25 protein-coding genes are annotated in these 25,439 nt (G+C 45.1%); 16 read left to right on the top strand and 9 right to left on the bottom strand.

The window, feature by feature from the left end:
- Positions 1-21: 21 nt before the first annotated feature.
- From DCM90_RS07030 to nhaC, 3 genes are all read left to right on the top strand, one after another.
- Complete coding sequence (locus DCM90_RS07030; protein WP_109250663.1) at positions 22-891, top strand: aldo/keto reductase; 870 nt, start codon at positions 22-24, stop codon at positions 889-891.
- A 110-nt stretch (positions 892-1,001) separates the two neighbouring features.
- Positions 1,002-1,538 carry a GNAT family N-acetyltransferase gene (locus DCM90_RS07025; RefSeq protein WP_109250662.1) on the top strand — a complete coding sequence of 179 codons (537 nt, stop codon included), beginning with the start codon at positions 1,002-1,004 and terminating at the stop codon, positions 1,536-1,538.
- A gap of 420 nt (positions 1,539-1,958) precedes the next feature.
- On the top strand, positions 1,959-3,368 hold the full coding sequence (gene nhaC / locus DCM90_RS07020) for a Na+/H+ antiporter NhaC (protein ID WP_109250661.1): 1,410 nt from the start codon (positions 1,959-1,961) through the stop codon (positions 3,366-3,368).
- A gap of 291 nt (positions 3,369-3,659) precedes the next feature.
- Here nhaC and DCM90_RS07015 read toward each other — a convergent pair whose 3' ends face one another.
- Together DCM90_RS07015 and DCM90_RS07010 are read right to left on the bottom strand one after the other, a co-directional pair.
- Positions 3,660-4,646, bottom strand: coding sequence for a GMP reductase (locus DCM90_RS07015; RefSeq protein WP_109250660.1), 987 nt, complete (start codon positions 4,644-4,646; stop codon positions 3,660-3,662).
- 15 nt (positions 4,647-4,661) lie between these two features.
- Positions 4,662-5,945 carry an adenylosuccinate synthase gene (locus DCM90_RS07010; RefSeq protein WP_109250659.1) on the bottom strand — a complete coding sequence of 428 codons (1,284 nt, stop codon included), beginning with the start codon at positions 5,943-5,945 and terminating at the stop codon, positions 4,662-4,664.
- 232 nt (positions 5,946-6,177) lie between these two features.
- Between DCM90_RS07010 and purB the strand changes: the two genes are divergently transcribed.
- Complete coding sequence (purB, locus tag DCM90_RS07005; protein WP_109250658.1) at positions 6,178-7,473, top strand: adenylosuccinate lyase; 1,296 nt, start codon at positions 6,178-6,180, stop codon at positions 7,471-7,473.
- 433 nt (positions 7,474-7,906) lie between these two features.
- On the opposite strand, the gene DCM90_RS07000 is transcribed toward purB, so the two are convergent.
- On the bottom strand, positions 7,907-8,323 hold the full coding sequence (locus DCM90_RS07000; protein ID WP_109250657.1) for a hypothetical protein: 417 nt from the start codon (positions 8,321-8,323) through the stop codon (positions 7,907-7,909).
- Between the two features lie 184 nt (positions 8,324-8,507).
- Here DCM90_RS07000 and DCM90_RS06995 point away from each other — a divergent pair, with 184 nt between their 5' ends.
- Complete coding sequence (locus tag DCM90_RS06995) at positions 8,508-8,816, top strand: hypothetical protein (protein WP_165815244.1); 309 nt, start codon at positions 8,508-8,510, stop codon at positions 8,814-8,816.
- Between the two features lie 83 nt (positions 8,817-8,899).
- Here the strand turns inward: DCM90_RS06995 and DCM90_RS06990 are convergent, their stop codons facing one another.
- The 3 genes from DCM90_RS06990 to DCM90_RS06980 form a co-directional block, all read right to left on the bottom strand.
- A complete protein-coding gene (locus tag DCM90_RS06990) occupies positions 8,900-9,241 on the bottom strand; it encodes a hypothetical protein (protein WP_109250655.1) in 342 nt (113 codons plus the stop codon).
- A 14-nt stretch (positions 9,242-9,255) separates the two neighbouring features.
- Positions 9,256-10,209 (bottom strand): alpha/beta hydrolase, encoded by a 954-nt coding sequence (locus tag DCM90_RS06985; protein WP_370738410.1) that lies wholly within the window; start codon positions 10,207-10,209, stop codon positions 9,256-9,258.
- A 215-nt stretch (positions 10,210-10,424) separates the two neighbouring features.
- Complete coding sequence (locus DCM90_RS06980; RefSeq protein WP_109250654.1) at positions 10,425-11,216, bottom strand: tyrosine-protein phosphatase; 792 nt, start codon at positions 11,214-11,216, stop codon at positions 10,425-10,427.
- Between the two features lie 161 nt (positions 11,217-11,377).
- Between DCM90_RS06980 and DCM90_RS06975 the strand changes: the two genes are divergently transcribed.
- A complete protein-coding gene (locus tag DCM90_RS06975) occupies positions 11,378-12,268 on the top strand; it encodes an alpha/beta hydrolase fold domain-containing protein (protein ID WP_109250653.1) in 891 nt (296 codons plus the stop codon).
- 116 nt (positions 12,269-12,384) lie between these two features.
- On the opposite strand, the gene DCM90_RS06970 is transcribed toward DCM90_RS06975, so the two are convergent.
- Positions 12,385-14,274, bottom strand: a complete 1,890-nt coding sequence (locus tag DCM90_RS06970; RefSeq protein WP_109250652.1) for an LTA synthase family protein — start codon at positions 14,272-14,274, stop codon at positions 12,385-12,387.
- A 150-nt stretch (positions 14,275-14,424) separates the two neighbouring features.
- Complete coding sequence (locus tag DCM90_RS06965; RefSeq protein WP_225365999.1) at positions 14,425-15,063, bottom strand: YczE/YyaS/YitT family protein; 639 nt, start codon at positions 15,061-15,063, stop codon at positions 14,425-14,427.
- 146 nt (positions 15,064-15,209) lie between these two features.
- On the opposite strand from DCM90_RS06965, the gene DCM90_RS06960 reads away from it, so the two are divergent.
- Positions 15,210-15,839, top strand: a complete 630-nt coding sequence (locus DCM90_RS06960) for a hypothetical protein (RefSeq protein ID WP_109250650.1) — start codon at positions 15,210-15,212, stop codon at positions 15,837-15,839.
- A gap of 78 nt (positions 15,840-15,917) precedes the next feature.
- On the top strand, positions 15,918-16,169 hold the full coding sequence (locus DCM90_RS06955) for a hypothetical protein (RefSeq protein WP_109250737.1): 252 nt from the start codon (positions 15,918-15,920) through the stop codon (positions 16,167-16,169).
- Positions 16,170-16,268: 99 nt separating this feature from the next.
- On the opposite strand, the gene DCM90_RS06950 is transcribed toward DCM90_RS06955, so the two are convergent.
- Entirely contained in the window at positions 16,269-17,207 is a 939-nt protein-coding gene (locus DCM90_RS06950; RefSeq protein WP_109250649.1) for a glycosyltransferase family 2 protein, read from the bottom strand.
- A 183-nt stretch (positions 17,208-17,390) separates the two neighbouring features.
- On the opposite strand from DCM90_RS06950, the gene DCM90_RS06945 reads away from it, so the two are divergent.
- From DCM90_RS06945 to DCM90_RS06910, 8 genes are all read left to right on the top strand, one after another.
- Positions 17,391-18,329, top strand: a complete 939-nt coding sequence (locus DCM90_RS06945; protein WP_109250648.1) for a nucleoside hydrolase — start codon at positions 17,391-17,393, stop codon at positions 18,327-18,329.
- A 68-nt stretch (positions 18,330-18,397) separates the two neighbouring features.
- Positions 18,398-19,051, top strand: coding sequence for an endonuclease III domain-containing protein (locus DCM90_RS06940; RefSeq protein WP_109250647.1), 654 nt, complete (start codon positions 18,398-18,400; stop codon positions 19,049-19,051).
- Between the two features lie 114 nt (positions 19,052-19,165).
- Positions 19,166-20,686, top strand: a complete 1,521-nt coding sequence (glpK, locus tag DCM90_RS06935) for a glycerol kinase GlpK (RefSeq protein WP_109250646.1) — start codon at positions 19,166-19,168, stop codon at positions 20,684-20,686.
- A 12-nt stretch (positions 20,687-20,698) separates the two neighbouring features.
- The gene (locus DCM90_RS06930) at positions 20,699-21,022 is read left to right on the top strand and encodes a heavy metal-binding domain-containing protein (protein WP_109250645.1); all 324 of its coding nucleotides are present in this window, start codon (positions 20,699-20,701) and stop codon (positions 21,020-21,022) included.
- Positions 21,023-21,247: 225 nt separating this feature from the next.
- Positions 21,248-22,054, top strand: a complete 807-nt coding sequence (gene pnuC / locus DCM90_RS06925) for a nicotinamide riboside transporter PnuC (protein WP_109250644.1) — start codon at positions 21,248-21,250, stop codon at positions 22,052-22,054.
- A 324-nt stretch (positions 22,055-22,378) separates the two neighbouring features.
- Positions 22,379-23,464: a glycosyltransferase gene (locus tag DCM90_RS06920; protein ID WP_109250643.1), complete on the top strand. Its 1,086-nt coding sequence runs from the start codon at positions 22,379-22,381 to the stop codon at positions 23,462-23,464.
- On the top strand, positions 23,451-24,554 hold the full coding sequence (locus DCM90_RS06915; RefSeq protein WP_109250642.1) for a CDP-glycerol glycerophosphotransferase family protein: 1,104 nt from the start codon (positions 23,451-23,453) through the stop codon (positions 24,552-24,554). The genes DCM90_RS06920 and DCM90_RS06915 overlap by 14 nt, the downstream gene beginning before the upstream one ends.
- Positions 24,551-25,435 carry a glycosyltransferase family 2 protein gene (locus DCM90_RS06910; RefSeq protein ID WP_109250641.1) on the top strand — a complete coding sequence of 295 codons (885 nt, stop codon included), beginning with the start codon at positions 24,551-24,553 and terminating at the stop codon, positions 25,433-25,435. The genes DCM90_RS06915 and DCM90_RS06910 overlap by 4 nt, the downstream gene beginning before the upstream one ends.
- Positions 25,436-25,439: the final 4 nt, after the last annotated feature.

Raw genomic sequence — 25,439 nt, 5'->3', positions numbered from 1 at the left:
CATGAAAGGGGTAATTTTAGAATGCACAATGAGATTCCCAATATTCCATTAAATAATGAACATACCATCCCGCAGCTCGGATTGGGCGTTTTCCGGGTGGATGACGCTACCCAGGTGAAAGAGGCGGTCAAATGGGCCCTTGCAGCTGGTTACCGGCACATTGATACGGCGTCGTACTATGCCAACGAAAAAGAAGTGGGCGAGGCCATTGCAGAAAGTGACGTGCCCCGGGAGGACGTATTTGTGACGTCTAAGTTTTGGAATGATGTCCGTGGGTACGACAACGTTCGGGCCCAGTATGAAAAGACCTTAGACCTGATGGGATTTGATTACCTGGACATGTACCTCATTCACTGGCCGGCCGACGGGTACGTTGAAGCTTGGGCGGCCTTAGTCGATCTGTACCATGAAGGAAAAATTAAAAATATCGGGGTATCGAACTTTGAGAAACGGCACATTGAAGATTTATTAGCCCATTCGGACGTTAAACCGGTCGTGGACCAAATTGAAACGCACCCGTACTTTCAGCAGAAGGAGCTCCATGCCTACCTGAAGGATCAGGGAATTATTCACGAAGCTTGGAGCCCGCTTGGTGGCGGCAAGAGTTCGGAACTAAACGATCCGTTGGTTAAACAGTTGGCCGAAAATCACGGGGTCACACCGGCCCAAATCATCTTGCGGTGGCACGTCGAACGCGAAGAGGTCGTGATTCCGAAGTCGATCCACCAAAACCGAATTCAGGAGAATCGGGATATCTTCGCCTTCGGTTTAGATGAAGAGGAAATGAAGGCGATGGCTGGATTAGACCGCGGGGACCGGGTGGGTTCGGATCCTAACGACGAAGCCTTTTTAAAACGGTCGGTCACGTATAACACCAGTCAGGCCAAGTAATTGGGTTGACCGTAAACGTTCAGTTTTAATTAAAAAAATTATCATATTTTCGACAAATTTTTTTCAAGTGGGTATAATGAAGAAAAAAGCGTGAAATGTGAGGGAACGTTGTGAAAGTTAGCATAGAAACGGTTCAACCAGAGGATTATGAAGCAGTCAAACAGATTGTTAACCAAGCTTACGCTAACGAACCAAAGGCGTACGGTGATGAAGCTGAGACAATGGAACGAATTCGGGCAACGGCCAAGTATAACCCTAGCTTTGAAGTGGAAGCTAAAATACGGGAGTCGGCTACCATTGTGGGGTACGCCATGTTAATGCCCGTGGTTCTGCACCACGGTTACGATGAAATGGACCTGGTGGCCTTAACCCCGTTAGCCGTTTTACCGGAATATCAGGGACAGGGAATTGCTGAAGCCCTCGTTCACGAACTGACGACCCGTGCTCAATTAGCTGGGGTTCCCGCCATGAGTGCGGTTGGGGATGCAAACTATCTTTCACGGTTTAACTTTGTTCCTGCGGATACGTTTAACGTACGGAATAGTTTGGAAATTAATATGGCGGATAACTTAATTAAACCGCTGAAGGATGGCGCCTTATTGCATAAAGGCGGCGTCATCCGGTACCCCAACGGGTTCTTTAAATAGGGATTGACGTTGGGATACGGGCATGATACACTAGGCAACAATTAAAAATGAACGCATAAAATCACGCTTAAGTAGCGAGTAATCTGGGTGTCAGGAAGTCGGTGGGTGCTGCGAACCGATCAGGGTTACGTCGTCGAAATACAGTGATGGGCTCTGGGGCAACCCAGCGGAAAAATCGTCAGAACCGTTACCATCTGATGAAGAGGTTCCTTTGTCGTGCTTAACAGCCGGAGGGAGCAATCTGGGTGGTACCACGGTGAAAATCGTCCCTGTTGCAGTTGGCAGCAGGGACGATTTTTTTTGCATATGGAGGTAGAGACGATGATTAAACGAACGTGCGGGGGCAACCCTTATTATTGGTTATTACCGGAAACTTCAGGGTTGAAGACGGATAATTAATCAATAAGGAGACGTAAAGATATGAAACAAACAACGCTTAAAGTCGGGTTCGCTGAATCCGTTACGGTATTAGCCGGCATGATTATCATTTTAGGAACCGGGGTCATTGGGTTTGGCCTGTCACCGCTTGTTCCCGTTTTGACGACGATTGCCCTCATTATTTTATGGGCCAAGGTGCGGGGGTTTAGCTGGGAGGACATTCACGAAGGAATATCAAAGGGGGTTTCCAACGGAATTATTCCCCTGGTCATTTTTTTACTCATTGGGGCCATTATTAGTACGTGGATTGCGGCCGGAATTATTCCATCCATGATGGTGTTAGGGTTCCACATGATTTCAGCCCAGTGGTTTGTTCCCTCTGTGTTTCTCGTGTGCGCCTTAATCGGCTCCTCCATTGGGAGTGCCTTTACCATCATTTCCACCGTGGGAATTGCCCTGTTTGGGATGGGGTTAACCATGGGCGTACAGCCAGCGTTAGTGGCGGGCGCCGTCATCTCAGGGGCGATCTTTGGGGATAAGATGTCGCCGCTATCGGCCTCCACTAACTTAGCGTCAGCCATTGCAGAGGATGACTTGTTTGATCATATTCGGAATATGATGTGGTCGACCATCCCGGCCTTTGTGCTTTCGCTTATCCTGTACGGGATTTTAGGCCAGGGAAGCCAACACTTGGCTTTGGGACGGGTTGAAACCACCCTGTCGGTGTTAAACAGTCACTTTGTGATTTCGTGGTGGGCGGCCCTACCCATTGTCGTGATGATGCTTTGTGCGATCTTTAAGATTCCTGCCATTGCGACCCTCTTTTTAAACATCGGGATTGCGATTGGGATGACGTTTATTCAAACGCCGGGAATGACCATTAAGAAAATGGCTGCCATTATTGAATCGGGGTACGTTGCGCATACGGGAAATTCCAGTGTTGATACGCTTCTTACCCGGGGCGGGATTAACGCCATGTTGGGCACCATTGCGTTAATTCTTTTAACGTTATCGTTAGGCGGTCTGCTCATGCAGTTTGGGCTGATTCAAACGGCGATGACCCCGTTGATTAACCACCTGCACTCGGATGGTTCGATGGTGACCGCCGCCATCTTATCGGGAATTGGGGTTAACGTTTTCGTTGGGGAACAGTACCTGTCCGTTCTGTTGCCTGGGAAAGCTTTTAAACGGGCGTTCAATCAGCACGGCCTCAATAACTTGGCTTTAAGCCGGGTACTTGAAGATGGAGGGACGGTTATTAACTACTTGGTTCCGTGGGGAGTTGCCGGCGCTTTTGCTGCCAACACGCTGGGAGTGTCTACGCTAGCTTACCTGCCGTTCTGTTTCTTTAGTATTCTATCGCCGATTTTCTCAATCTTAAGCGGGTACACGGGAATCGGATTAAAGCATACGGCGACTGAGCCGGTGAAGGCAGAGACGGTAATCGATTAGAAAAATCCGGTTTTACTCATTAGTTAGGTGAGTAAAACCGGATTTTTTAATTATTAATTAATGGAGGGAAGAACGTGCATACTATACTCTTTAGTCGGGTTCCATCGCACAGGTGATAAAAAAAGCCTCATCCGGCAAGGGATGAGGCTTTTGTGCTGTTACATAAGAACTATTCTCTTTATTATTGCTAACCAATTATAACATTTTTTTTTACGATAAATCCCAATGATTCATAAAACCTAAAAGTATTTTGTGGGAGGTTATTGCTGGCGCATAAAGGTCAACAACCACCTAGTAATTATCCCCGTTCATAATTGAGTTTTTAACGATCACGTAGTCGACGGTCCTGATATCCATGAGGTGACGACCACCGGCGTATGAAATTGAGGATTGCAGGTCTTCTTCCATTTCGTTGAGGGTATTTTTGATGGGTCCCCGGTAAGGAACCAGCATCTGTTTTCCTTCAACGTTTTGGTAGGTGCCCTTTTGTTTCTCGGAGGCAGACCCCCAGTATTGCTTGTAGACGCGGCCATCAATGGTGATTTCGTTGCCAGGGGACTCCTGGTGACCAGCCAGCATTGAACCGATCATGACCATGCTGGCACCAAACCGAATCGACTTAGCAATGTCGCCGTCGTACCGAATTCCACCGTCCGCAATGATGGGCTTTCGGGCGGCCTTGGCGCAGAGTCGAAGGGCAGCCAACTGCCAACCACCGGTTCCAAACCCGGTCTTGAGTTTCGTGATACAGGCCTTTCCGGGACCAATCCCCACCTTAGTGGCATCGGCCCCGGCGTTCTCGAGGTCCCGAACACCAGCGGGGGTGCCGACGTTGCCAGCAATGACGAAGGCATCAGGGAGCAAGTCCTTAATAACCTGAATCATGTGGATGACTGAGTCAGCGTGGCCGTGGGCAATATCAATGGTGATATATTCCGGGACCGCGTTTTCATCGTGAAGTTGTTTTATAAAGGCTAGTTCATCCGGTTTGACACCGACACTGATGGAAGCAAATAAGTTTTGGTCGTGCATGCGGGTAATGAACCCCAACCGATCCGCCGGTTGGAACCGGTGCATGACGTAAAAGTAACCGTGCTGGGCTAGTTTAGTAGCTAACTCTTCGTTAATCACCGTTTCCATATTAGCGGGAACGACGGGAATCTTAAAGGTACGGCTGCCAAACTGAACGCTGGTATCTGCTTCACTCCGGCTGTTAATCACACATTTATTGGGGATTAATTGAACGTCTTCGTAGTCAAAAACTTCGTTAATGGTCATGTTGGGCCTCCTTGGCTATTGCCATGCTGATGCTAAGATGTTCGTTTGATCCCGGTCGGGGCCTACCGAAAAGGTGAGGTAGGGAACCCCAACGAGTTTACTAATGCGGGTCAGGTAATGTTGGGCATTATCCGGTAAGTCTTCGAACCGGCGGCACTGTGTAATATCCTCGGTCCATCCCGGAAGTTCCTCGTAAATGGGGCGGCACCGGTCAATTTCAGCTAGACTAGCCGGATAGTGGTTGATTCGTTGGCCGTCTAAGTCGTAGGCAACACAAACCTTGAGGGTGGGAATTCCCGTTAGAACGTCTAAACAGTTGAGGGACAGCCGGGTAAAACCAGAAACCCGGGTGGCGTGGCGCAAACAGACGCTGTCAAACCAGCCAATCCGACGTGGCCGATGGGTAACGGTGCCGTACTCATGGGCGGTTTCACGAATCTGGTCCCCGATTTCATTAATCTGTTCCGTTGGGAAGGGGCCATCCCCGACCCGGGAAGTGTAAGCCTTGCAGACCCCGATGACTTCATTAACCAGGCTAGGGCCAATTCCTAAGCCCGTGGTGACACCACCAGCGACCGGATTTGAAGAGGTAACGAACGGATAGGTTCCATGGTCGACGTCCAGCATGACGCCCTGCGCCCCTTCAAAAAGAACGTGCTGGCCGTTAGCGAGGGCGTCGTTAACGAGGACGGATGTATCGGTGATGAATGGTTTTAACTGTTGACCAATTGCATAATATTGATTGAAAATTTCATCGAATTTAAGGGTCGGTTTGTCATATAGGCGATCAAATAACCGGTTTTTAATGGTTAAATTTTGCTGGAGCTTAGCGGCAAAAATATCCTGGTCCAGCAAATCAACCATGCGAATGCCAATCCGTTCCGCCTTATCCATGTAAGCGGGACCGATGCCCTTGTGGGTTGTGCCGATCTTTTCGGTTTTCATTTCTTCTTCGTATTCATCTTGTAACCGATGGTAGGGGAAGATGACGTTTGCCCGGTCAGAAATCCGAAGGTTATCCGTCGAAATTCCGTTATCGTGCAGGTATTTTAACTCATCCATGAGGGAAACGGGGTTCACGACCACGCCATTTCCAATCACGCACGTCTTTTCCGGAAAGAAGATGCCGGACGGGATGAGTTGAAGCGAGAATTGCTGGCCGTTAAACACAATACTGTGGCCGGCATTATCGCCACCTTGGTACCGCGCAACAATATCCGCATCCTGACTTAAAAAATCCGTGATTTTTCCCTTACCTTCGTCGCCCCACTGGGAGCCGACAACTACGATTGATGACATAAAAGCACCTCATTGATCAAATTATTGATTCCTTCGAACCAACATCGCAAAGTATACCCATGTTCGACATGAAAATCAAACGAAATAACGAACGAAAATGTAAATATTTTTGTTTATATATGTAAATTAAATGAAATAAAAAACTTTTTAACCCCGAATAACAATAAAATTAATGAAATCAGGAACAATGTATGGTAATATCTTAGGTGGTCACGACGAAAGGATGAGGAAAATGCTAGAACGCTATACCCGCCCTGAAATGGGTCAGGTTTGGTCGTTAGATAATCAGTATGCAACTTGGTTAGCCGTTGAATTAGCGGTGGACCATGCGTGGAATCGGTTAGGGGTGATTTCCGATGCCGATCTCACAAAGATTGAGCAAAACGCGAACTATAGTGTCGATCGAATTACTGAAATTGAGGCGGAAACTCATCATGACGTGGTGGCGTTTACCCGTGCCGTTTCCGAAAGCTTAGGGGATGAACGGCGGTGGATTCATTACGGGGTAACGAGTACGGATGTTGTGGATACCGCGCAGGGACTCCGGTTAAAGCAGGCTAACGCCATCATTAAGGCCGATTTAGAAGCCCTAAAGCAGGTGTTGGCCCAGTTAGCGGTAACCTACAAGGACACCGTTATGATCGGTCGCACCCATGGCGTCCAGGCCGAACCAACGACGTTTGGACTGAAAGTCGCCCGGTGGTATTCCGAAATCAACCGGCACATTAAGCGGTTTGACGAGGTTGCGGCGGGTGTTGAAGCGGGCAAGATTAGCGGAGCCGTTGGAACGTATGCCAACGTCCCACCGGAGTTAGAACAGCTAGTGTGCGACCACCTAGGGCTTCGGGCACAGGAAATTTCGAGTCAGGTTTTGCCCCGGGATCTGCACGCCGCCTACGTTGCCGAAATTGCGTTAATTGGAACGAGCCTAGAAGAGTTTGCCACTGAAATTCGTAGTCTTCAGCGTTCCGAAATTCATGAGGTCGAAGAACATTTTCGCCCCGGTCAGAAGGGATCCTCGGCAATGCCGCACAAACGGAACCCCATTGGATCAGAAAACGTAACGGGCCTAGCCCGTGTATTACGCGGATACGTTGTCACGGCGTACGAAAACGTGACGTTATGGCACGAGCGGGATATTTCTCATTCGTCCGCTGAACGGATCATTTTAGCGGATAGTACGACCTTAATTGACTATATGCTGGGCCGGTTCACGGCGATTTTACGGTCCCTCGACGTTTTTCCAGAAACGATGCGGAAAAATATGGACCGGACCTATGGCCTTATCTATAGTCAGCGCGTTCTGCTAAAATTAGTGGCGGCGGGAATGTCGCGCGAGGCCGCTTACGATTTGGTTCAACCGTTAACGGCCAAGGCGTGGGACGAACAAATTCAATTTAAACCACTGGTTGAAGAAAATTCGGAAATCCGGCAGTTTTTAACACCGGCCGAAATTGAGGATGCCTTTGATTACCACTATCATTTGCGACATGTGGATGAGGTTTTTAACCGGTTGGGATTAAACTAATGATTGAGATGTAACCCTTTACATAGTGGTCGAATCGTGTTATCTTATAGATGCAGATTTATAATTTTTCATATGACAGTTCCTCACCAGAGCTGTAACGAAAAAGGGTCCCCCTTGGAAACGGGGATCCTTTTTCGTGTGGAACGGGAGCTAAGAGTCCCCGAGCACTAAAAAAGCGACCGTCGGGGGAGACGGCCGCTCAGGGAATTCAATTGTTGGGAGGCAATTGAATTTTAAAGAGAGGAAAGAAAAGAAGGATATCAAATCTTAGGGGAAAGACTATCAAGATGTCCTCAGGGGATATTTTTATCTATCAAGTCATCAATTACTTAATGACTATGGTGATAACTATACCCACAAGTTAAGAAGCAATCGCGATAAAAGTGTGACGAATTATTGATAACTTTCATAAGCAAAATTAAAGAACGTTAAGCTAGAATAAACGGTTAAAGAGCCCGCGGGAATTTTTCTTTGAATCCTCGGGCTTTTCGTATGCCCGCAGCTTCTGTTCGGCACTCATTTGTAACTGCTGAGCTTGACCGAGCAGTTCCGTTAGCCGGGTAACCTGTTGCTGTAGATCCGCAATTTGAGTTTGTTGGGCCTTCGTCTGATCCGTTAAAAGGGCAATGGTATCGGACTGATCCGGGGCTTTTACTATCGAAGTGGTTTTGGGTTTATCGCTCAGCCACTGCTTAATTTGGTCGAACTGACTTTGATCGTAGATTTGTGCCTTACCTGCCACCCCAATGTTTTGGACGTTATGGTCAGAAATAATCCGGGAAACCTTCATCTTGTAAACACCGAGTTCATCGGCCATTTGTTTAATTGTGTAAGTTTTTGTTGTTGTCATAATGACACCTCCACCTCTAATATAACAGATGTTACGCAACGAGGAAATATCTAAACCGGGGTTTTATGAATTGATATTTTACGGTATTCTAAGGCAAATAACTGATGTTCAGGGAGGGATCATGGTGGTCAAACAATTTCTCAGGGTCATACTCGGAAATCTTATTGCTGTTACGATCTATTGGATGATGGTGGCCTTAGTACCGGGGCAGCAAGGTGCTTGGCCCGAGTTAGCAAGGATAACGGGCCTGTTACTGTTTACGGCACTGTTTGCTGGCCCAAGGTGGCGGATTGCGCCCCGGTCCGTAGCGGATAACCCAAGTACGGTGACTAAGAAACGGCAGATTCGGGCCGGCTTAGAGTTCATGAGTTTAGTTGTCATTGCCCTGGTGTATCCCCGGTTATTCTCCGCTAATTTATGGGTGAAGGCGGGGCTAGGCGACCTCTTGTTATGGGTGGTTCTTTGCTGGTTTAATCGGCAATCACGAAAATAGGGCAGCACCACTAACATCGATTGAAATTCAATCGAAGCCAGTAGTGCTACCCCATTGGTAATCTGATGATTTTCCCGTTGGTGTCAGTTTTTGACCGACACCAACATAATATTAAATAAAATGGCTAAGGCCAATGGAACCCATAAGGTGTATCCGGCTAAGTAAGTAACGGTGACGGTAATGACCGTTAAGATGGCCACCCAATTGCTCCAGTTACTGATGGATCGGTCGTTAGGCAGCCAGAGTAATCCGAGTTCGAATAGGATGAGGAGACAGCTTAGAACTAAAAGGCCGGTAATGAGCCAGAAAATTCCGCCAACGTACATGGCTGAGCTAAAGTAGCCAACTGTGCCATCTCCATATCCCCAAATTAAGATCAGGGCAATTAAAGTGCCAATAAGTTTAAAAATCCGACTATTTTTCATGCGGGAAAGCTCCTTTATTGTGCGGGAATGACGCGGGGGTCAAAGTAGGTATGAAGAAACTTGGCGACACGATGTTGATAGGCGGGGGTGTCAATCCAGAAGCTTTCGGCGTGGCTGGCGTTGCGGACCAGCCAAAGCTGTTTAGGAGCGTGGGTCGCCGCATAGTTCTTGTAGGACATGTAGGGTGGCACGTAAGCGTCCTTTTCGCCGTGAATAAACAGAATGGGCCGGGTATTATGGGCTAACTGATCGGTGGAAGAAACGTCCCCCAAGTAGTAACCTAACCGCCGCCGGTTAATGGTGCTGACCATGGGCTCAAAGGGATATTTAGGCAGGTGGTACTGGTTCGTTAGGATGTAGGTCAGTTCTTCGGCAATGCTGGAGTAACCACAGTCTGCAATGATAGCTTTAACCTGGGTTGGCAAATTTTCCCCCGATAACATTTCGACGGTGGCACCCCCCATACTGACCCCAAATAAGAGAATCGCTAAGGTTTCGCCCCGGTACTTAATGGCCGTGTTGATCCATTCGAGGTAGTCAAGTCGGTCTAACCAGCCAAAGCTAATGTACTTGCCCGCTGATTTTCCGTGGGCCCGGTCGTCCGGGAGTAGGACGCTAAAGCCCATGTCATAAAACATCTTGGCGTACCCGGACATGGTTTCTCCGTTGCCCTTATACCCGTGAGAAATGATTACAAATTTATTTGATGGGGCCTTGGCCGGAATATAGATCGCGTGCATCCGTCTATTTGGATCGTGCTGATGTAAAAACCAGTCGTGGGTCTCAACCTTAGCTAACCAATCTAAGTAGTGGTAGTACGCAGCGGCATACTGTTTTTTATCATCGGAAGTTTCGGGGACGTCATCGACCCGGTTCATAGCAATGCTAAAGAGTTTTTCACTAACGAACAGGGAGGTAGCGGCCACTCCGGCCAGTGGAGCTAGGATGCGCCAAGCGTGTTTGACCAACGGAGTCAGTCCTTTCGTAAATTAATCATGGGATTCATTATAGAAGTGTTCAGAAGAGAAAACAAACATGGTGGTCAGTGAAATTTTAATTTAGGCGATATAAAGGCCTCCCTGTGATGCGGCTGGGATTGAAGACGTTCAGGTTATATTAAAATCGGGATGATGACCGCATTTGGCCATCATCCCGACTAGGACACCGTTTCAGGGGTGCCTAATTAATCTAAGTAAATTTTTTGGAGCGTTTGTTTTTGGGCGGTAGTTAGCCCTAGGACGTCGTGAAGGTAGTCGGCCATTCCACCATACTGGGTGTTGATGACCTTCATCGCAGCGTCATAGTAGTCCGCGCTAACCGTTAAGAGGGCGGCAATATTATCGTAGAGGGTCTGAGAAGCGCCCTTTTGTTTGATCTCATTTAAATTGTGCTGAATGTGATCCCCAGCCACCTGGTTAGTTAAGAGGTAGTCGTCCTTAATCACCGTGGGGTCGACGTCTAATGCGGAGAGGGTAAAGATAGCACCCATCCCCGTCCGGTCCTTTCCAGCCGTACAATGGAAGAGAATGGACTGGTTAGACTGATCGTTAGCCAGTAAATTATCGAACAGGTCCCGGTAGGCGCCCTGGGCCTGCTTAGTGGTCACCATATCTTGATAGACCTCAATCATGTGCTGATACCCCTGATGCGGGTTAGCCGAAAACTCTTGGGTCAACTGGCTTTCTGATTTAGAGGCATCCGTTTGGTCGCTAGGGAAGACGGAGTCAACGCTGTAGGTGACGCCATCCGGAATGCGATCGGGCTGCTGCTTAATTTCTTCATCCGAACGTAAATCAATGTCGGTCGCAACGCCGTACCCCTTAAGGTATAGCAAATCAGAGTCGGCCAGGGTGGCTAAGTTTGCGGAACGAATGAGTTTGTGCCACTTAATGGTATGATTATTAACGGTGGGATAACCCCCAAGTTCGCGGAAGTTCACTCCACCAGCAAGATCTAACACGCGTTGTTCTACCATAAACGTAATCACCTTTCCTGTCCTAGTTGTCCTTCATTGTAAGGGTTTTGGGATCAAAATGAAAGCGAACCTATTAAGCTTGAAGAGTAATTCTGTACAAGGCCTCTGGTCATGGAGTAAACTCTAACTAATAGTTTGGGCGAATTAAAGGAGCTGAGATTGTGAGCGTACGTGGACGTCTCGTTACATATCAAATGCGGCGGCAGCACATGAAACAACGGGTGAAAGACTTTGTCATTAACGAGGGCGCCCCCTTACCAGAACTAGCGGCAGGGTCGTTTGCGGATAATTTGCAGGTAGCCACTCGGAATGTGTTTGGCGCCGGAATTACGACCGTTTCAGAGGCTAATCCGCAACGAAAACATCTCATTTACGTTCATGGGCCAAACTTTGCCGCCGTCAGCCTTCAAAAGCACGCGGAGTTAGTGACCGAAGTGATTAAACAAACTAACGTGACAGTTTCCTACTTAGACTTTCCCATGCCGCCGGTTCATAACTGTGAAACGGTATTGCCCTTTATCGTTAATGCATATGATTATTTACATGTACAGTATCCCGGTGACCGGTTCTTCTTAATGGGTGATTCTGGTGGGGCAGGCTTAATCCTGGCCATGCTGCAAAAGCTCAGGGCCACCAACGCAACCATGCCCGTAGGAACCATTCTGCTTTCCCCCTGGACGGATTTTTCCATGAGTAATCCCGACCTGATTGTCTCCGCCAATGACGATCCGTTTATGGCGTACGATGTTTTGCGAACGATTGGCCGGCAATATGCCGGTGAGTGGTCGACCACGGATCCGAAGGTGAGCCCGTTCTATGGCACCTTCGATCATCTAGGCGCAATCCTGCTTGATTACGGGACGAGTGATCTTATTGCCCCGGACATCGAGCGGTTAACGGCCAAACTGATTACGGCTAAGCAAACGGCCGTTCAGGTCCATAAACAACAAGGCATGTGGCACGATTACGTGTTATGGAACGATCTGCCCGAAACGAAGAAAACGATTAAAGCGATCAGCCGGTTTGTGACGGCCGATGGCGAAGTGAACTAAGCCCGAACGGGTTTGGTTAAGGGTAAAATAATACCGCTGACTCATCCGATCGTTTGTTGATCAATGAGTCAGCGGTATTATTTAGCAATTTTTATCGCGGTCTTTTAGGGGAGTAACTAGTAAAAGCCGAACTGTTGGGCGTAGTGGCGGCCTGATATTTGATCGTACTGGATTAGTTTGTAATCTTCGTATAATTTTTGCTGTTTGGGTGTAAATGAAGCGATGGTAACCTGTTGATTCTGATCGTTGACCATTAATCCGTTGGGATTTCCCTGACTATCTTTTGCAGTTGCGGGTAAGTCAGATAGGACTTGGGTCATGAGACCATAATACGGAGTTACTCGTTGGTTCATTTGCTGTAAAACTAGTGGTGAAAAGGTGTTAGGCGAAACCACGTTCACCCCTTTTTGTTTACCGATTGAAAACCCGTGTTGTCTGGCATACCGATTGCTGTAGATGAAATAATCTGTTTCGTGCAGCGGAATATTATTGGCCGCCATAGGAGCGTTCCAAATACCCGCTAAGTGGTCACCATACCATAGAACGGTGATCGGTTTTTTTATGCTGTCGAGGCGGGCTAAGAACTCCCGGGTAAATTGATCGGTGAGATGGATTCCTTCCACGTAATTCTTGACCTGCTGGGAATTTTGGCCAACTGCGGGTCCGGCAACGCCGTAATCATCGTGGTTGTATTTATTGGTAAAGGGCAGGTGATTTTGCATGGTGACTAGACTGATAAATTGGCCGTCCTTTTCCTGATTAACTTGCCATTCGGCGTCCTTATAAGCATCCTCGTCAGAAATTAAATCACTTTTTTGGATGGTTTGATGATACTTTAACTTATCGGTCCCCGTAGAATCCGAAAAACGGGCGCTTTGAAACCCAAACTTTTTGTAAACCAGGTTGCGACTATAGAACTCGCTGGAGTTCGTGTGAATTGCGTTACGAGTCTTGAATAACTTAGCGATGGTTGGAACATGCGACTGAGTCGGAACTAACTGGGTAAATGGCGTTGATAAGGATGGGGTAAAAAAGGTGGTTAAAAAACTGGTATCGGTCATATATTCCATGTTAGCCGTCCCGCCGCCGTATCCGGAGCTTAACATAAGCCCAGCGGTAGATTGATTCTCAACGCGATTGATATTTGCTACGGGATTGTGGTTTACTGTGAGTCCTGGTACTCGTTTTGGATCGGAAAAACTCTCGCTTAGGACGTAAATTAAAGTCTGCTGGTTAATGTCCGAATGAGCCCGAGTTTGGTTAATGTTGGCGGCCACCTTCTTATAGTGGGTGACAATCTGTTCAATTTTAGCTTTGCTGTAGTGATCGGGTTCGTTCATTGGCTTTTTATCCACGTTATTGATAAAAGTAATGATTGGACCGTTGGACTTAGCGCCGGCGACAAGGTTCCACGCAAAGTGGTCGTTCTCGATTTTGGCTGCTAGGACATTACTGGGAGTTCCAGGGTGATTTAGAAACGCAATTCCCCACCCGACGATCAGTGCCAGGGAAACGGCGCCTATCCGTTCAAAGAGGTTGAAACGCAGTGTGGAAAAGGGCACGGTGCGATTAGATTGAATAAAAATGGCGCCAATAATAATAATTAATATTATAATGATGACGCTCGCCAAACTACCGACATTAATCATTCCAGATAACTCTTTCGTTTGTTTTGCTAATAAGAGGTCACTAGGCAAAAAGGGTTCGTTTCTGAGCGCCATTTTTTGATAATTAATGTATTCAAAGAGGATTAGAAGCAGGAGTAAGAGTGCATTTCCTAACCATACCCGGTTGAATAGCGCAATAACAAAACAATCTAATATAAAACAGATGAGGAGCGTCACCAGAACGACCTTTTTGCGGTGCACAAGCCATAGAAATGAGGCGGACAAGCTGTTCATCTGGATGGCCTGAATCAACCACAGACTAAGTAAAAGCTCAGCCAGTAGTAAAATGAAAAGTAGGCCAATTTTACCATAGCGAGTATGTAAAACGTTTTTTAACATATTTCCTCCGATAATTCTAGAACAATGAGAGACACTTAGCTTATATTACGATATTTCAATCACTTTATACATACTTTTATTAATATTTTTAAGTATAAATTAGTTTATACAGTTAATAAAAAGCAGGCATAATTAATATGCCTGCAGAACTTATAAATCAACATGGTGCTTCAGCCGGGGAAAAACGTGGTTATCGGCCCAACCCATCACAATACCCTGTGTTAAGAGGGCCCAGACCGTTCCAAAGCCAATGGCGTGCAGCTGCCCGGTGGCGAAGTATGACATGACCATAATTAAGATTGGCGGAGTATAGCTGACCCACTGGGCCAAGGCTGCTGAGCCATGGAGGTATTTAAACCGTAAAATGTAGGAGAGGTCATCGTTTGGATGCATTAAAATATTGCACCGCTGGTAGATAGACACGGCAAACGCAATGCCGGTCAAACCGACTAAATCAATCACGATTCGCCAGCCTAGGCTGTATCCCGGGACTCCAATCCAGTTCCAAAATAGGTGGGTCCAATCAACCAGATAGCTAAACGGAATAATATACAGAAGGTTGGAGATGAATCGGCGTCGATCAAAGGATCCGATTAAAATCTGATTCATGAGGGTTACCACGATACCATAAATGAACATGGTGGTCCCCAGACTTATGTGGATCCAGTCAGCTAGGTTAACGGAACTGGCAGTCCAAACGGCACTCCCTAAGTTGGTGGAGATGGTTAGCCCGTTGGCCGCCGAATTTAAAATAATTGAAAAAACTAGGAATCCTAAGCGTTGCTTCATATCGTTTGTGTGCATCTCATACCGTTCCCTTCCACCTAACTTCCATTTTACGCATTATGTGGCACGGTGCCAAGTCGTCGTCCGGATTATTTCAATTTTAATGTGCTAGTATAATGTTAGAACATTAGGAGATGGAAGTGGAACGTATGATAAACAATTTCTCTTCGCAAATTGCGGATCAGAATTTACAGCGTAACCGAGACTGGTTTAACGAGTTTCGATCCACGGACAACTTTCAACGGCTGTCACATGAAGAACAACGGGCGGCTTTTTTTGTGACCCAAGCTTTTTCTGAAATGAATTACGTTTATTTTTCGCGGGAACCCAAGGATTGGTCCGTTGAAAATATGAAACGGATCGTCGGGGTCTACTTTCCAAGTATGATTACGGCGTTGCCAGAATTCTTTACTAGCGTGGGCCCCATCCTACAAGCCTTTTTGGGGTTTCTGCAGCAGACAGGAAAGATTAAGAACGGCGACGAGTTAGCTCGACATGTTCGACAAGCCGCTAAGTCCGGTGCTCACTTTGCCGATTTTACGGATAGCTGGAGCGAGCATAAGAAGATGGGCATGCAGGTGATTGACGGTGAAGTCAAGTTTCCGAACAAACGGGCGCTGGCGAACTTTGTCGCTGACTTTAACTTTGGGGTTCCGTTAGTGGGGGTCGCCGAGGGTTTGCCAGAAGCGCCAAGCAACGTCATTGCGTTTAGCGATGAACAACGGGCTCGTGCCAAGGAACGGCTAGAGAAACGCCAGGAGTCTGTGTGGAACCGTTGAAATCAGTTCACAAATCCACTAAAGAACGGTACAGTGAAAGAGTAATCACTTTTTGAAATGGGGTAATGGATGATGGCAATGACAGAACGTCAAATGATTCAAGAGATCTTGAACACTGAGGATGTCCCTTACACGTTTGAAGATGTGGACGACGATAACAGTCAATACACCTTATTGATTTCTCAAGAGGACGGCGATACCCGGCCTTTAAAGGAAGTTAACGACGAAATTAAAGGCTACTTCCAAGAGACGAACTTTGAGTACAAAGAAGATATTCACCCGGAAGATGTGGACGCAGACATTCGGGTCATTGTTAAGCGTAAGGACTAATCAAAGTTTAAATAAGGCGGGGCATTAAATTCNNGAATTTAATGCCCCGCCTTATGAGTTACAAACGAGTTAATTAATGGGCCACGTGGTTAAGCCAATTTACTTTTCTTCCTTCACAATGTACAGCGGCCGGTGTTTGCTTTCAAGGTAGACCTTGCCTAAGTACTCGCCTAGGACGCCTAAACACATGAGTTGAAGTCCGCCGATAAAGAGAATGATGGTGACCAAGGAGGCCCAGCCGGCCACGCTGCCGCCTACCGTGAGTTTACGGATAATGACAAACAGGATGCCGAGGAGGGAAAAGCCAAAGGTGATACCACCAATCCAGGTTGAAATCCGCAGCGGCAGATCAGAAAAATCCATAATCCCGGTTAGGGAGTACTGCAGGAGCTGCTTTAAAGACCAGTGAGTGGTCCCGGCTGCCCGGGGCTGGCTTTCGTACGTCAGATACGTCGTCTTAAACCCAACCCAACTGAAAATTCCCTTTGAAAACCGGTTATATTCGCCAACGGAAAGGACGGCGTTAACCATTTGCCGGGTCATCAGGCGGTAATCTCTGGCGTTCGGTTCAATGTGAACGTCCGAAATTTTATTAATGACGGAGTAGAAGCTTGAGGAAGCCCACGCTCTAAACCAGCCCTGTCCGGCTCGATCGTGCTGGACGGTCCCGACACAGTCGTAGTTTTCGGATTCAATGAGGTTGAGCATCTTGGGGAGGAGTTCGGGCGGATCCTGAAGATCCACATCCATAACAGCCACGTAATCTCCAGTGCTGGCTTCAAGTCCAGCGGCTAAGCCCGCTTCCTTGCCAAAGTTTCTTGAAAAGGACACGTAATGCACGGTGTCGGGATGTTCGGCCTGTAGGTTGCGCAAGATATCCAGGGTATGGTCACTAGAACCATCGTTAACAAAGATGTATTCGGGTTCAATTTTTTCAGTGGGGCTCATTGCGTTAATCACAGGGGTTACCGTATCGTAAAATAGGTTCACCGATTCTTCCTCGTTATAACAAGGAACAATTAAACTGATTTTCTTCATGAATGTCTTCCTTTGAATTGACAAATTAGCGGTTGGTTAAAGTACTGCCATAGTGAAGTATAGCTTAACCAGGAAGGTGAGGCAAATCGAAGTAGGGGTTGATTGGTGACGGAGAATCCAGTAAAATATGAACTACGGAGAAAATATTTAAAACAATTGTTCGTTAAAAAGGAGAGGTAAAACATGACCCATAATGTTTATTTTAATCACGATGGTAGCGTTGACGATGTTATTTCCCTACTATTGCTTTTACAGATGGATAATGTTCGGTTAACGGGGGTTGGCGTAGTTGGAGCCGATTCATACCTGGAACCAGCGCTGTCAGCTTCCCGCAAGATTATTGACCGGTTTGGTCACGGGGTAAAATTAGACGTTGCCGCATCCGATTCTCGCGGAGTTCACCCATTTCCCAAGGAATGGCGGATGGATGCCTTCATGTTTGATGCCTTCCCAATTTTGAACGAGAGTGGCGAGATTAAAACGCCGGTGGCTGAAAAACCTGCCCACTTAGATATGATTGATAAGTTGAAGCAAGAAGATGACAAGACAACGTTAGTCATGACGGGTCCCTTGACCGACTTAGCCCGGGCACTTGAAGTTGACCCAACCATCGTTGATAAAATTGAAAAGCTCTATTGGATGGGCGGCACGATGGATGATAAGGGAAACGTGGCGGAACCTGAACAGGATGGGACCGTTGAATGGAATGCTTACTGGGACCCAGAGGCCACTAAGGCGGTCTTTGATAGCCCAATTCCAATGCAGATGGTTGGTCTTGAAAGTACCCGTCAGGTACCCTTAACCCGCGAAGTCCGGCAGCACTGGGCTTCTGAATTGAAGTACCCGGCCTTAGATTTAATTGGCCAGGGTTACGCCCTTGTTCCACCATTAGATCACTTTGAAACAAACTCGACGTACTTCATGTGGGATGTCTTAACCACGTTGGCTAGTGAATATCCTGACGTCGTTGAAACCAAACCCATTCACGGTGACGTTATCACCGAGGGGCCAGCAGCTGGTCGGACGTTTGAAACCGATGACGGACGGCCAATGACGTTAGTCACTAAGGTTAACCACGATAGATTCTTTGATCTCATTGATGAATTAGGGAAAAAAGGATAATAATGAACTAACAAATAAGAAGCTTCCTGTTATACTGAGTTCCAATAACGTATAACGGGGGCTTTTTTATGACGATTCAAGAGCTATATGACCTAATGTCCAGTCAGATGGGCCAGCGGTCGTGGTTAAAAATTGGGGATCCGTGGGCGGAAAGCGCCTGGGAAATCATTTGGGGTGGGATTTTGGTCCAAAACACCAATTGGCGAAACGTGGAACCCTCCCTGGTGAAATTAAAGGCCCAAACGCGGTTTAACCCCGCTATTATTCGGGGATTGGACGTTGATGAACTCATTCCCCTGATTCGAACGAGTGGGTTTTACACCCGAAAAGCCCAAACGTTAAAAAACGTGGCCGATTGGATTGGTCACTACCAGGATGATATGACGTTGATTAAGTCGAAACCCACTGACCGATTACGGAAAGAATTGTTGGCAATTAAGGGTATCGGGCACGAAACCTCCGATTATATTTTAATGTACGTCTTAGATAAGCCGGCCTTTATTGCGGATAATTATGTGCGAAAACTATTTACCCGGTTGGGTGCCACCGTACCCAAGACGTACGTCCCGTTTGCCCACTTAGTGGATGCTCAAGTTCAGGACCGGTGGACACTGACGGACTACCAAGAATTTCATGCGTTAATCGTTGATTTTGGTAAGGTGGTCAAAAGCGAAGCGGACTGGCAAACTCATTTTTTGGCGGGTCATCGGCTGACGTTGTGAGGATGCCCCCTTGATATTAATTTTTTGGTAGGGTTTTTGGCAATGAAGCCTGGGCGGGCAAAAACTATGGTAAAATTTTTGTAATCGGTTGCAATTTCAAAGGAGAGAATGCCCATGTCATTAATGGATACAGAAGATTATATTTTAGCCATTGATCAAGGAACCTCAAGTTCGCGGGCACTGCTTTTTGCCCACGATGGACGAAAGGTCATTGAATCCTACCGGGAAGTGGAACAGAGTTACCCCCATAATGGATGGGTTGAAATGGATCCGAATAAAATTTGGACTTCCGTTTTATCCGTGATTTCGGACGCTCTAATTGATGCATCCGTTCATCCGGAACAGATTATGGGAATCGGAGTTACTAACCAGCGAGAAACCACGGTGGTATGGGACAAACAAACTGGTGAACCCATCTACAATGCCATTGGCTGGGCATCCAAGCAAACCACTCCGTTGGCGAAGGACCTAACTGCCCATGGCTATGCGGACATGATTCACGAAAAGACTGGCTTAGTGGTGGATGCTTACTTTAGTGCAACGAAGCTGCGGTGGATTTTAGATCACGTGGCGGGCGCTCAAGGACGAGCTGAACGGGGCGAGTTGCTGTTTGGGACGATTGATACTTGGCTCATTTGGAAGCTAACGGGTGGTAAACGCCACGTCACCGATTTTTCCAACGCCTCCCGGACAATGATGTTTAATATCCATGACTTAGCCTGGGATTCAGAAATTTTAAGCCTCTTAAACATTCCTGAGGTGATGCTGCCACGGTTGGTAGAAAGTGACCAGGTGGTGGGTGCCACCCGATCAGATCAATTCTTTGGGGCGTCCGTTCCCATTGCTGGAATTGCGGGTGACCAATCGGCGGCCATGATCGGTCAACGGGCGTTTGAACCGGGAATGGTTAAGAACACGTACGGTGACGGGGCATTTATCATGCTGAATACTGGGAGTGACCTTGTTCTGTCCAGCCACGACCTCTTGACGACCATTGCCTATAAGTTTAACGGCCAGATTGCTTACGCTTTGGAAGGTTCCGTCCTAGTAGCGGGGTCCGCACTTTCCTGGCTGGCAGATACCATCCAATTAATTGATAACGTTCCCCGATCCCGGCAAGCGGCTATGGAATCGACGGATCATGATGAAGTCTACGTGGTTCCCGCCTTTTATGGGTTAGGGGCCCCGTACTGGGATCAAGATGCTAGGGGAGCGGCCTACGGATTAACCCGGGGGACAACCCGGGATGATTTTGTGAAAGCGACGCTGCAATCCATTGCCTACCAAACCCGGGATATCTTAGAAACCATGAACCGGGATAGCCACCAACAAATTAAGGAACTATTGGCGGATGGCGGCTCCTCACGGAATCGATATTTGATGCAGTTCCAAGCGGACATCCTTAATTTACCGGTCCAACGGTCGGCGGATGAAGAATCAACTGCGTTAGGGGTGGCCCTGTTAGCCGGACTGGCAACGGGATTCTGGAATGATTTTTCGGAATTGAGCGACTTATACGAAGAGGGTCGGCGGTTTAATCCGGAGATGACGCCGGAAAAACGCCAGCATCTCTATCGGGGATGGCAAACGGCGGTCAAGGCAACCCGGTTATTTAAGCCGGATAATAATGAATAAGGAGTGACACAGATGACAGATGTTTTAGTGACGACAACAGAACAGATTCCAGGCAAGCAATACGAAATAATCGGGGAAGTTTTTGGACTAACGACGCAATCAAAGAACGTTATTAAAAATATTGGGGCCGGTTTGAAAAGTGTGGTTGGGGGTGAAATTAAGTCCTTTACCGAACTGATGACCGAAACCCGCGATACGTCAGTCGCCCGGTTAAAGGCTAATGCGGCCGAGCTTGGCGCTGATGCAGTCGTTATGATGCGTTACGATACCGACTCGATTAGCGAAGGAATGGAAACTGTAACGGCGTACGGAACCGCCGTTAAATTTATTAGTTAAACGAATCAAATCCGTCGATCAGAACCCAATGGTCGACGGATTTTTATTTCAAAAAAAGTTTGAAATTTTTTATCTCCCGTCAGGGCAACGTTTGTTCGCGTTTTTGACCGTCCCGATAACTTGTCAAGACTGGTTTGGAATTTTTTTTTATTGCATACTAGTTCTTGGCTAAATTTATCTCATTTACTGGCCGGTAGAAATAAATCCTAAAGGAGAGAATAAAATATGCAGAACTCAGAGCAACATGGTCACACATTTTCAGATTCACAAGACGTTGAAGACATTGCGTTAACCAGCGTCTTAAAGCCCAGCTGGTACATTGAACAAATGAAGGGGTGGACTAAGGGTAGTTACATTTTGTTGGTGATTGGGTTAGTCATTATTATTGGAACGACATTTTTAAGTCCCATTACCCCCATCTCTTTAGTCACCATGTTTGCGGCGGTCCTAGGTTTTACCTGTACGATTTCGATTACTAATACGAAACCATTAAACGGGGTTTTCGGGTTGGTGAGCGCCTTAATCTACATTGTGGTTGCCTTTACCGCCAAGAATTACTCGGATATGCTGCTTCAGGCAGTGTACATCGTATTATTGGATATCCCCGTCTTAATGATGCCAGGGTGGGCCAAGAACGTGGGTTCACGGGTTCGTCAAATTAAGGATACGCCGCACGCCGGCCGAACTTGGGCTCTGTTTGCGCTATTCTTTATCGTTGTGTTGGGAGCTTTATACGGTTTTGAAGCTAGCTTCACCGATTCTCCCCGGCCCTTTATTGATGCTCTCTCGGCTGCCATCGGTGTAACTGGAGCGTTATTAACGACGCTCCGTTACTCAGATACGTATTATTTCTGGCTAGCGCAAGGAATCATGTCCGTGGTTTTATGGGGCATTACAGCGCTTCAAGGTGGTGCTAACTGGGTTCTGTTCATTACTTATCTGCTCTACTTGAGTAATGATTTCATCGCTCTGTTTGATAAGGGTGTGGCTTGGTTCCATAAGGAAACGATGGAAAACGATATGTTGGAATAATTAAACTTTAATTCATAAATTTAGAGTTAAAGGTAGAATAAGTAAATAAATGAGAAGAAAAGAGCCCTTTACGTTAGAGGGCTCTTTTCTTTGCGGAAAAATTTCATTTTTACAGGTTCATTAATAATGAGGAAAGTACTTATTTTTAAGGCCTAAGTTATCCAGGTAATATAAGAAACTTACAATTCGTCTAAATTAAAGATGCGGGGTGTTAAATGGATTTGTTCAGCTAGGTAGAGTTTATTATAAATTCATTGTTTAGTAGAGAATTCGATGATAAACTAACTCTATGTTTTAAATTGGCGCTGAGAAGAGTGGAATGTAGTGAAAAAACAAAGAATAATATTATTCACTCCATTTATGTCAGGTTATGGTGGAACTGAAACTGTTATAAAAAACCTATTTATTTCATATAATAAGTTGGATAACTTAAAAAGTTCTATGAAACTAGTTAACATAGGTGGAACTATTGATACAACATGGACTGAAAGTATACAAGATAAAAAAATAGTGTTTATGGCCCGACCAAAGTTAGTTAGAACAATAGAGTATCTTTTTAGTCTTCCATTTTTATTATGGTATTTTGTGAAAACGGAAAAGCCAGATGTTGTAATTTCAACTAATCCAGTGATGTGGACCATCTTGTTTTTTATAAAAAAAATTATGAATGAAGATTATCGTGTATGTGCTTGGTATCACTATTCTTTAGCCTCAAAGCCCTTGAAAAAAATCGAACTTCATAGTTTTGACCAGTTTCTTGCTATTAGTAGTGGCATTGAAAAACAATTAATTGATCTAGGAATTAAAGATACAAAAATTAACGTGATTTTTAATCCTATCTTTCCAACTGAAAACATCGTTTATCGATCAAAGAATGAGAATAAATTAGAGCTAATTTATGTTGGTCGACAAATGTTAGATGGGCAAAAGAATATGAGAATATTATTCGATGCTTTAAGCAGTGTCCAGTTTGAGTGGCATTTAAATGTGTATGGAGAAGGAAAAAATAAAGAGGTAGAAGATTATGTGCGTCACTTAGGACTATTTAACAATGTCACCTTTAACGGGTTTCAACAAGATTTATGGGAGAATTTGACGGATGTTGATGCTTTAATATTGACCTCTAATTATGAAGGTTTACCTATGGTACTTATTGAGGCAATTGCTAACGGAATACCAGTGATATCCTCAAATTGTGATACTGGACCTTCTGATATAGTTAATTCAGAAAATGGATTGTTATTTCAAGTTGATAAAAAAAAGGATTTAATAAAGCAAATGAACACCTTTTTTTTGAAAAAAGATGAGTTTAATAGTCATTTGATAAAAAAATCTATTAATAAATTTTACGCTAAACAATATGTAAAGAGATTTATAAAGGTTGTGACTGAAGAATTTGAAAACAATTAGGACTCGTATAAAAGAAATCGCTTTTGCAACATTATATCCACTTTTCAGGTTATTACCTTTAAAGAGTGGTTATATATTGTTCAATTGTGATAATGGAAAACGGTTTTCGGATAATCCCTTAGCCCTATATACTGAACTGAAAAATAACTCAAGAGATTATCAATATATCATTACATTAAATAATAACCAATTTGAAAAAAATACATGTATACCATATATGTCGATTCGATACTTATATTACTTAGCAACTTCAAAATACTTAGTTTCAAATGTAAATATGTATTCTGGTCTTCGTGTACGAAAAAACCAGGTTTATCTTGAAACATGGCATGGAACGCCGCTAAAACGTATTGGTGACGATATTATTGATGATGAACGAAAAAAAGAGAAGCAGGAATGGTTATTAGATGCAAGTCACTGGACTTATTTTTTGAGCAATGCACCTATTTCTAATCAAGACTATGAGTCAGCATTTCATATTAATCCTAATATTATTTTGGATTATGGATTACCAAGAAATGATAATTTAACATCTGATACACAGTTATATAATGCATTTCGGAGTAAGCGAAATATAATAGATAGAAAGGTTATATTGTATGCGCCGACGTTTCGAGATAATGGGACAACAGTTAATTTTAATTTCAAGAAATTTGCTGAACAATTGGGTGATGAATATTACTTACTGATTAACTTTCACCGTCTTTATGAAGTACATACAATTGAAAATATCAGTAACGTTGAGTTTAATGATAAACTTACTATTGAAGATTGCATGAAGGTCGCAGACATACTCGTTACCGATTATTCTTCAGTAATGTTTGATTATGCCTTATTAGAACGACCAATGGTATTTTACCCATATGATTTTGATTATTACTCAAAAGAAGATCGTGGCTTCTACTTTGATTATACACAGACAGTTCCTGGCCCCATTTTCTATGATCAGGATAAAATGATGAGCTTTTTTAAGAGTGTACAAAGTGGAGATTTTAATATAGCTAGGGTAAAGCAGTTTGCAAAGCAGTTTAATGCAAATGCTGAACAACGCAATGCAAGTGAACGAGTGATCAGGAGGGTATTTGATTGAATCATAAGCATGTTACGGCAGTTATTGTCACCTACAACAGATTGGATTGGTTAAAACAGTGTTTGATGAGTGTAAAAAATCAAACTAGAAAACCAGATAGAATTTTAGTTATTGACAATGCCAGTACTGATGGGACAGATAAGTATTTTGAAACCGAAAAAGATGATCAAGTTACATATATTAGAAAAATCCAAAATACTGGTGGGGCAGGTGGATTTAATTATGGACTTCGAAAGGCCGTTGAACTTGGAACGGATTATGAATGGATTATGGATGACGATACTATTCCTACCCAAACAGCTTTGGAAGAATTATTAGTATCGGATGAGCGATTACAAGGAAATTGGTCCTTTTTAGCTAGCAATGTAAGATGGCAGGATAATACACCTGCTGTTATGAATCAATTACAAACCTCTGATACATGGGCAACCCACGTGGATAAAGGTGTAATTGAGGTACAGTCAGGAACATTCGTTTCGATACTGGTCAAAACACAGTTAGTAAAACAAATTGGATTACCTATCTCAGATTTTTTTATCTGGGGAGATGATACGGAATACACATTACGACTTGCGCAAATTCAACCTGGTTATTTTGTATCTAATAGTATTGTTATTCATGAAATAATGGTAAATGAAAGAAATGATATTATTAGTGAAAATAACAAGTTAAGACTTAAACGCTACTTTTATAGTATGAGAAACTCTTTCTATATTGCTAGAAGAGAGGGGAAGGGGGGGATTTACTTTATAAAAAAAGTTATTTTGTCATTTAGCCTTATCAAAAACACAAAAAAATATAAATGGCGTAAATTTAGTATTTTATATAAAGGATTATTTGCAGGAATGTTTTTTAATCCAAAGATTGAAAAAGTGGAGTAAGACG

This window comes from Levilactobacillus bambusae (genome assembly GCF_003124125.1).
GTDB lineage: Bacteria > Bacillota > Bacilli > Lactobacillales > Lactobacillaceae > Levilactobacillus > Levilactobacillus bambusae.
This window is presented reverse-complemented; position numbering and strand designations above follow the sequence as displayed.

Coding starts and splice junctions, on each gene's coding strand:
- DCM90_RS07030 (WP_109250663.1), top strand. CDS start 22: ATGCACAATGAGATTCCCAATATTCCATTAAATAATGAACATACCATC.
- nhaC (WP_109250661.1), top strand. CDS start 1,959: ATGAAACAAACAACGCTTAAAGTCGGGTTCGCTGAATCCGTTACGGTA.
- DCM90_RS07015 (WP_109250660.1), bottom strand. CDS start 4,646: ATGACCATTAACGAAGTTTTTGACTACGAAGACGTTCAATTAATCCCC.
- DCM90_RS07010 (WP_109250659.1), bottom strand. CDS start 5,945: ATGTCATCAATCGTAGTTGTCGGCTCCCAGTGGGGCGACGAAGGTAAG.
- purB (WP_109250658.1), top strand. CDS start 6,178: ATGCTAGAACGCTATACCCGCCCTGAAATGGGTCAGGTTTGGTCGTTA.
- DCM90_RS07000 (WP_109250657.1), bottom strand. CDS start 8,323: ATGACAACAACAAAAACTTACACAATTAAACAAATGGCCGATGAACTC.
- DCM90_RS06995 (WP_165815244.1), top strand. CDS start 8,508: ATGATGGTGGCCTTAGTACCGGGGCAGCAAGGTGCTTGGCCCGAGTTA.
- DCM90_RS06990 (WP_109250655.1), bottom strand. CDS start 9,241: ATGAAAAATAGTCGGATTTTTAAACTTATTGGCACTTTAATTGCCCTG.
- DCM90_RS06980 (WP_109250654.1), bottom strand. CDS start 11,216: ATGGTAGAACAACGCGTGTTAGATCTTGCTGGTGGAGTGAACTTCCGC.
- DCM90_RS06970 (WP_109250652.1), bottom strand. CDS start 14,274: ATGTTAAAAAACGTTTTACATACTCGCTATGGTAAAATTGGCCTACTT.
- DCM90_RS06965 (WP_225365999.1), bottom strand. CDS start 15,063: ATGAAGCAACGCTTAGGATTCCTAGTTTTTTCAATTATTTTAAATTCG.
- DCM90_RS06960 (WP_109250650.1), top strand. CDS start 15,210: ATGATAAACAATTTCTCTTCGCAAATTGCGGATCAGAATTTACAGCGT.
- DCM90_RS06955 (WP_109250737.1), top strand. CDS start 15,918: ATGACAGAACGTCAAATGATTCAAGAGATCTTGAACACTGAGGATGTC.
- DCM90_RS06950 (WP_109250649.1), bottom strand. CDS start 17,207: ATGAAGAAAATCAGTTTAATTGTTCCTTGTTATAACGAGGAAGAATCG.
- DCM90_RS06945 (WP_109250648.1), top strand. CDS start 17,391: ATGACCCATAATGTTTATTTTAATCACGATGGTAGCGTTGACGATGTT.
- DCM90_RS06940 (WP_109250647.1), top strand. CDS start 18,398: ATGACGATTCAAGAGCTATATGACCTAATGTCCAGTCAGATGGGCCAG.
- glpK (WP_109250646.1), top strand. CDS start 19,166: ATGTCATTAATGGATACAGAAGATTATATTTTAGCCATTGATCAAGGA.
- DCM90_RS06930 (WP_109250645.1), top strand. CDS start 20,699: ATGACAGATGTTTTAGTGACGACAACAGAACAGATTCCAGGCAAGCAA.
- pnuC (WP_109250644.1), top strand. CDS start 21,248: ATGCAGAACTCAGAGCAACATGGTCACACATTTTCAGATTCACAAGAC.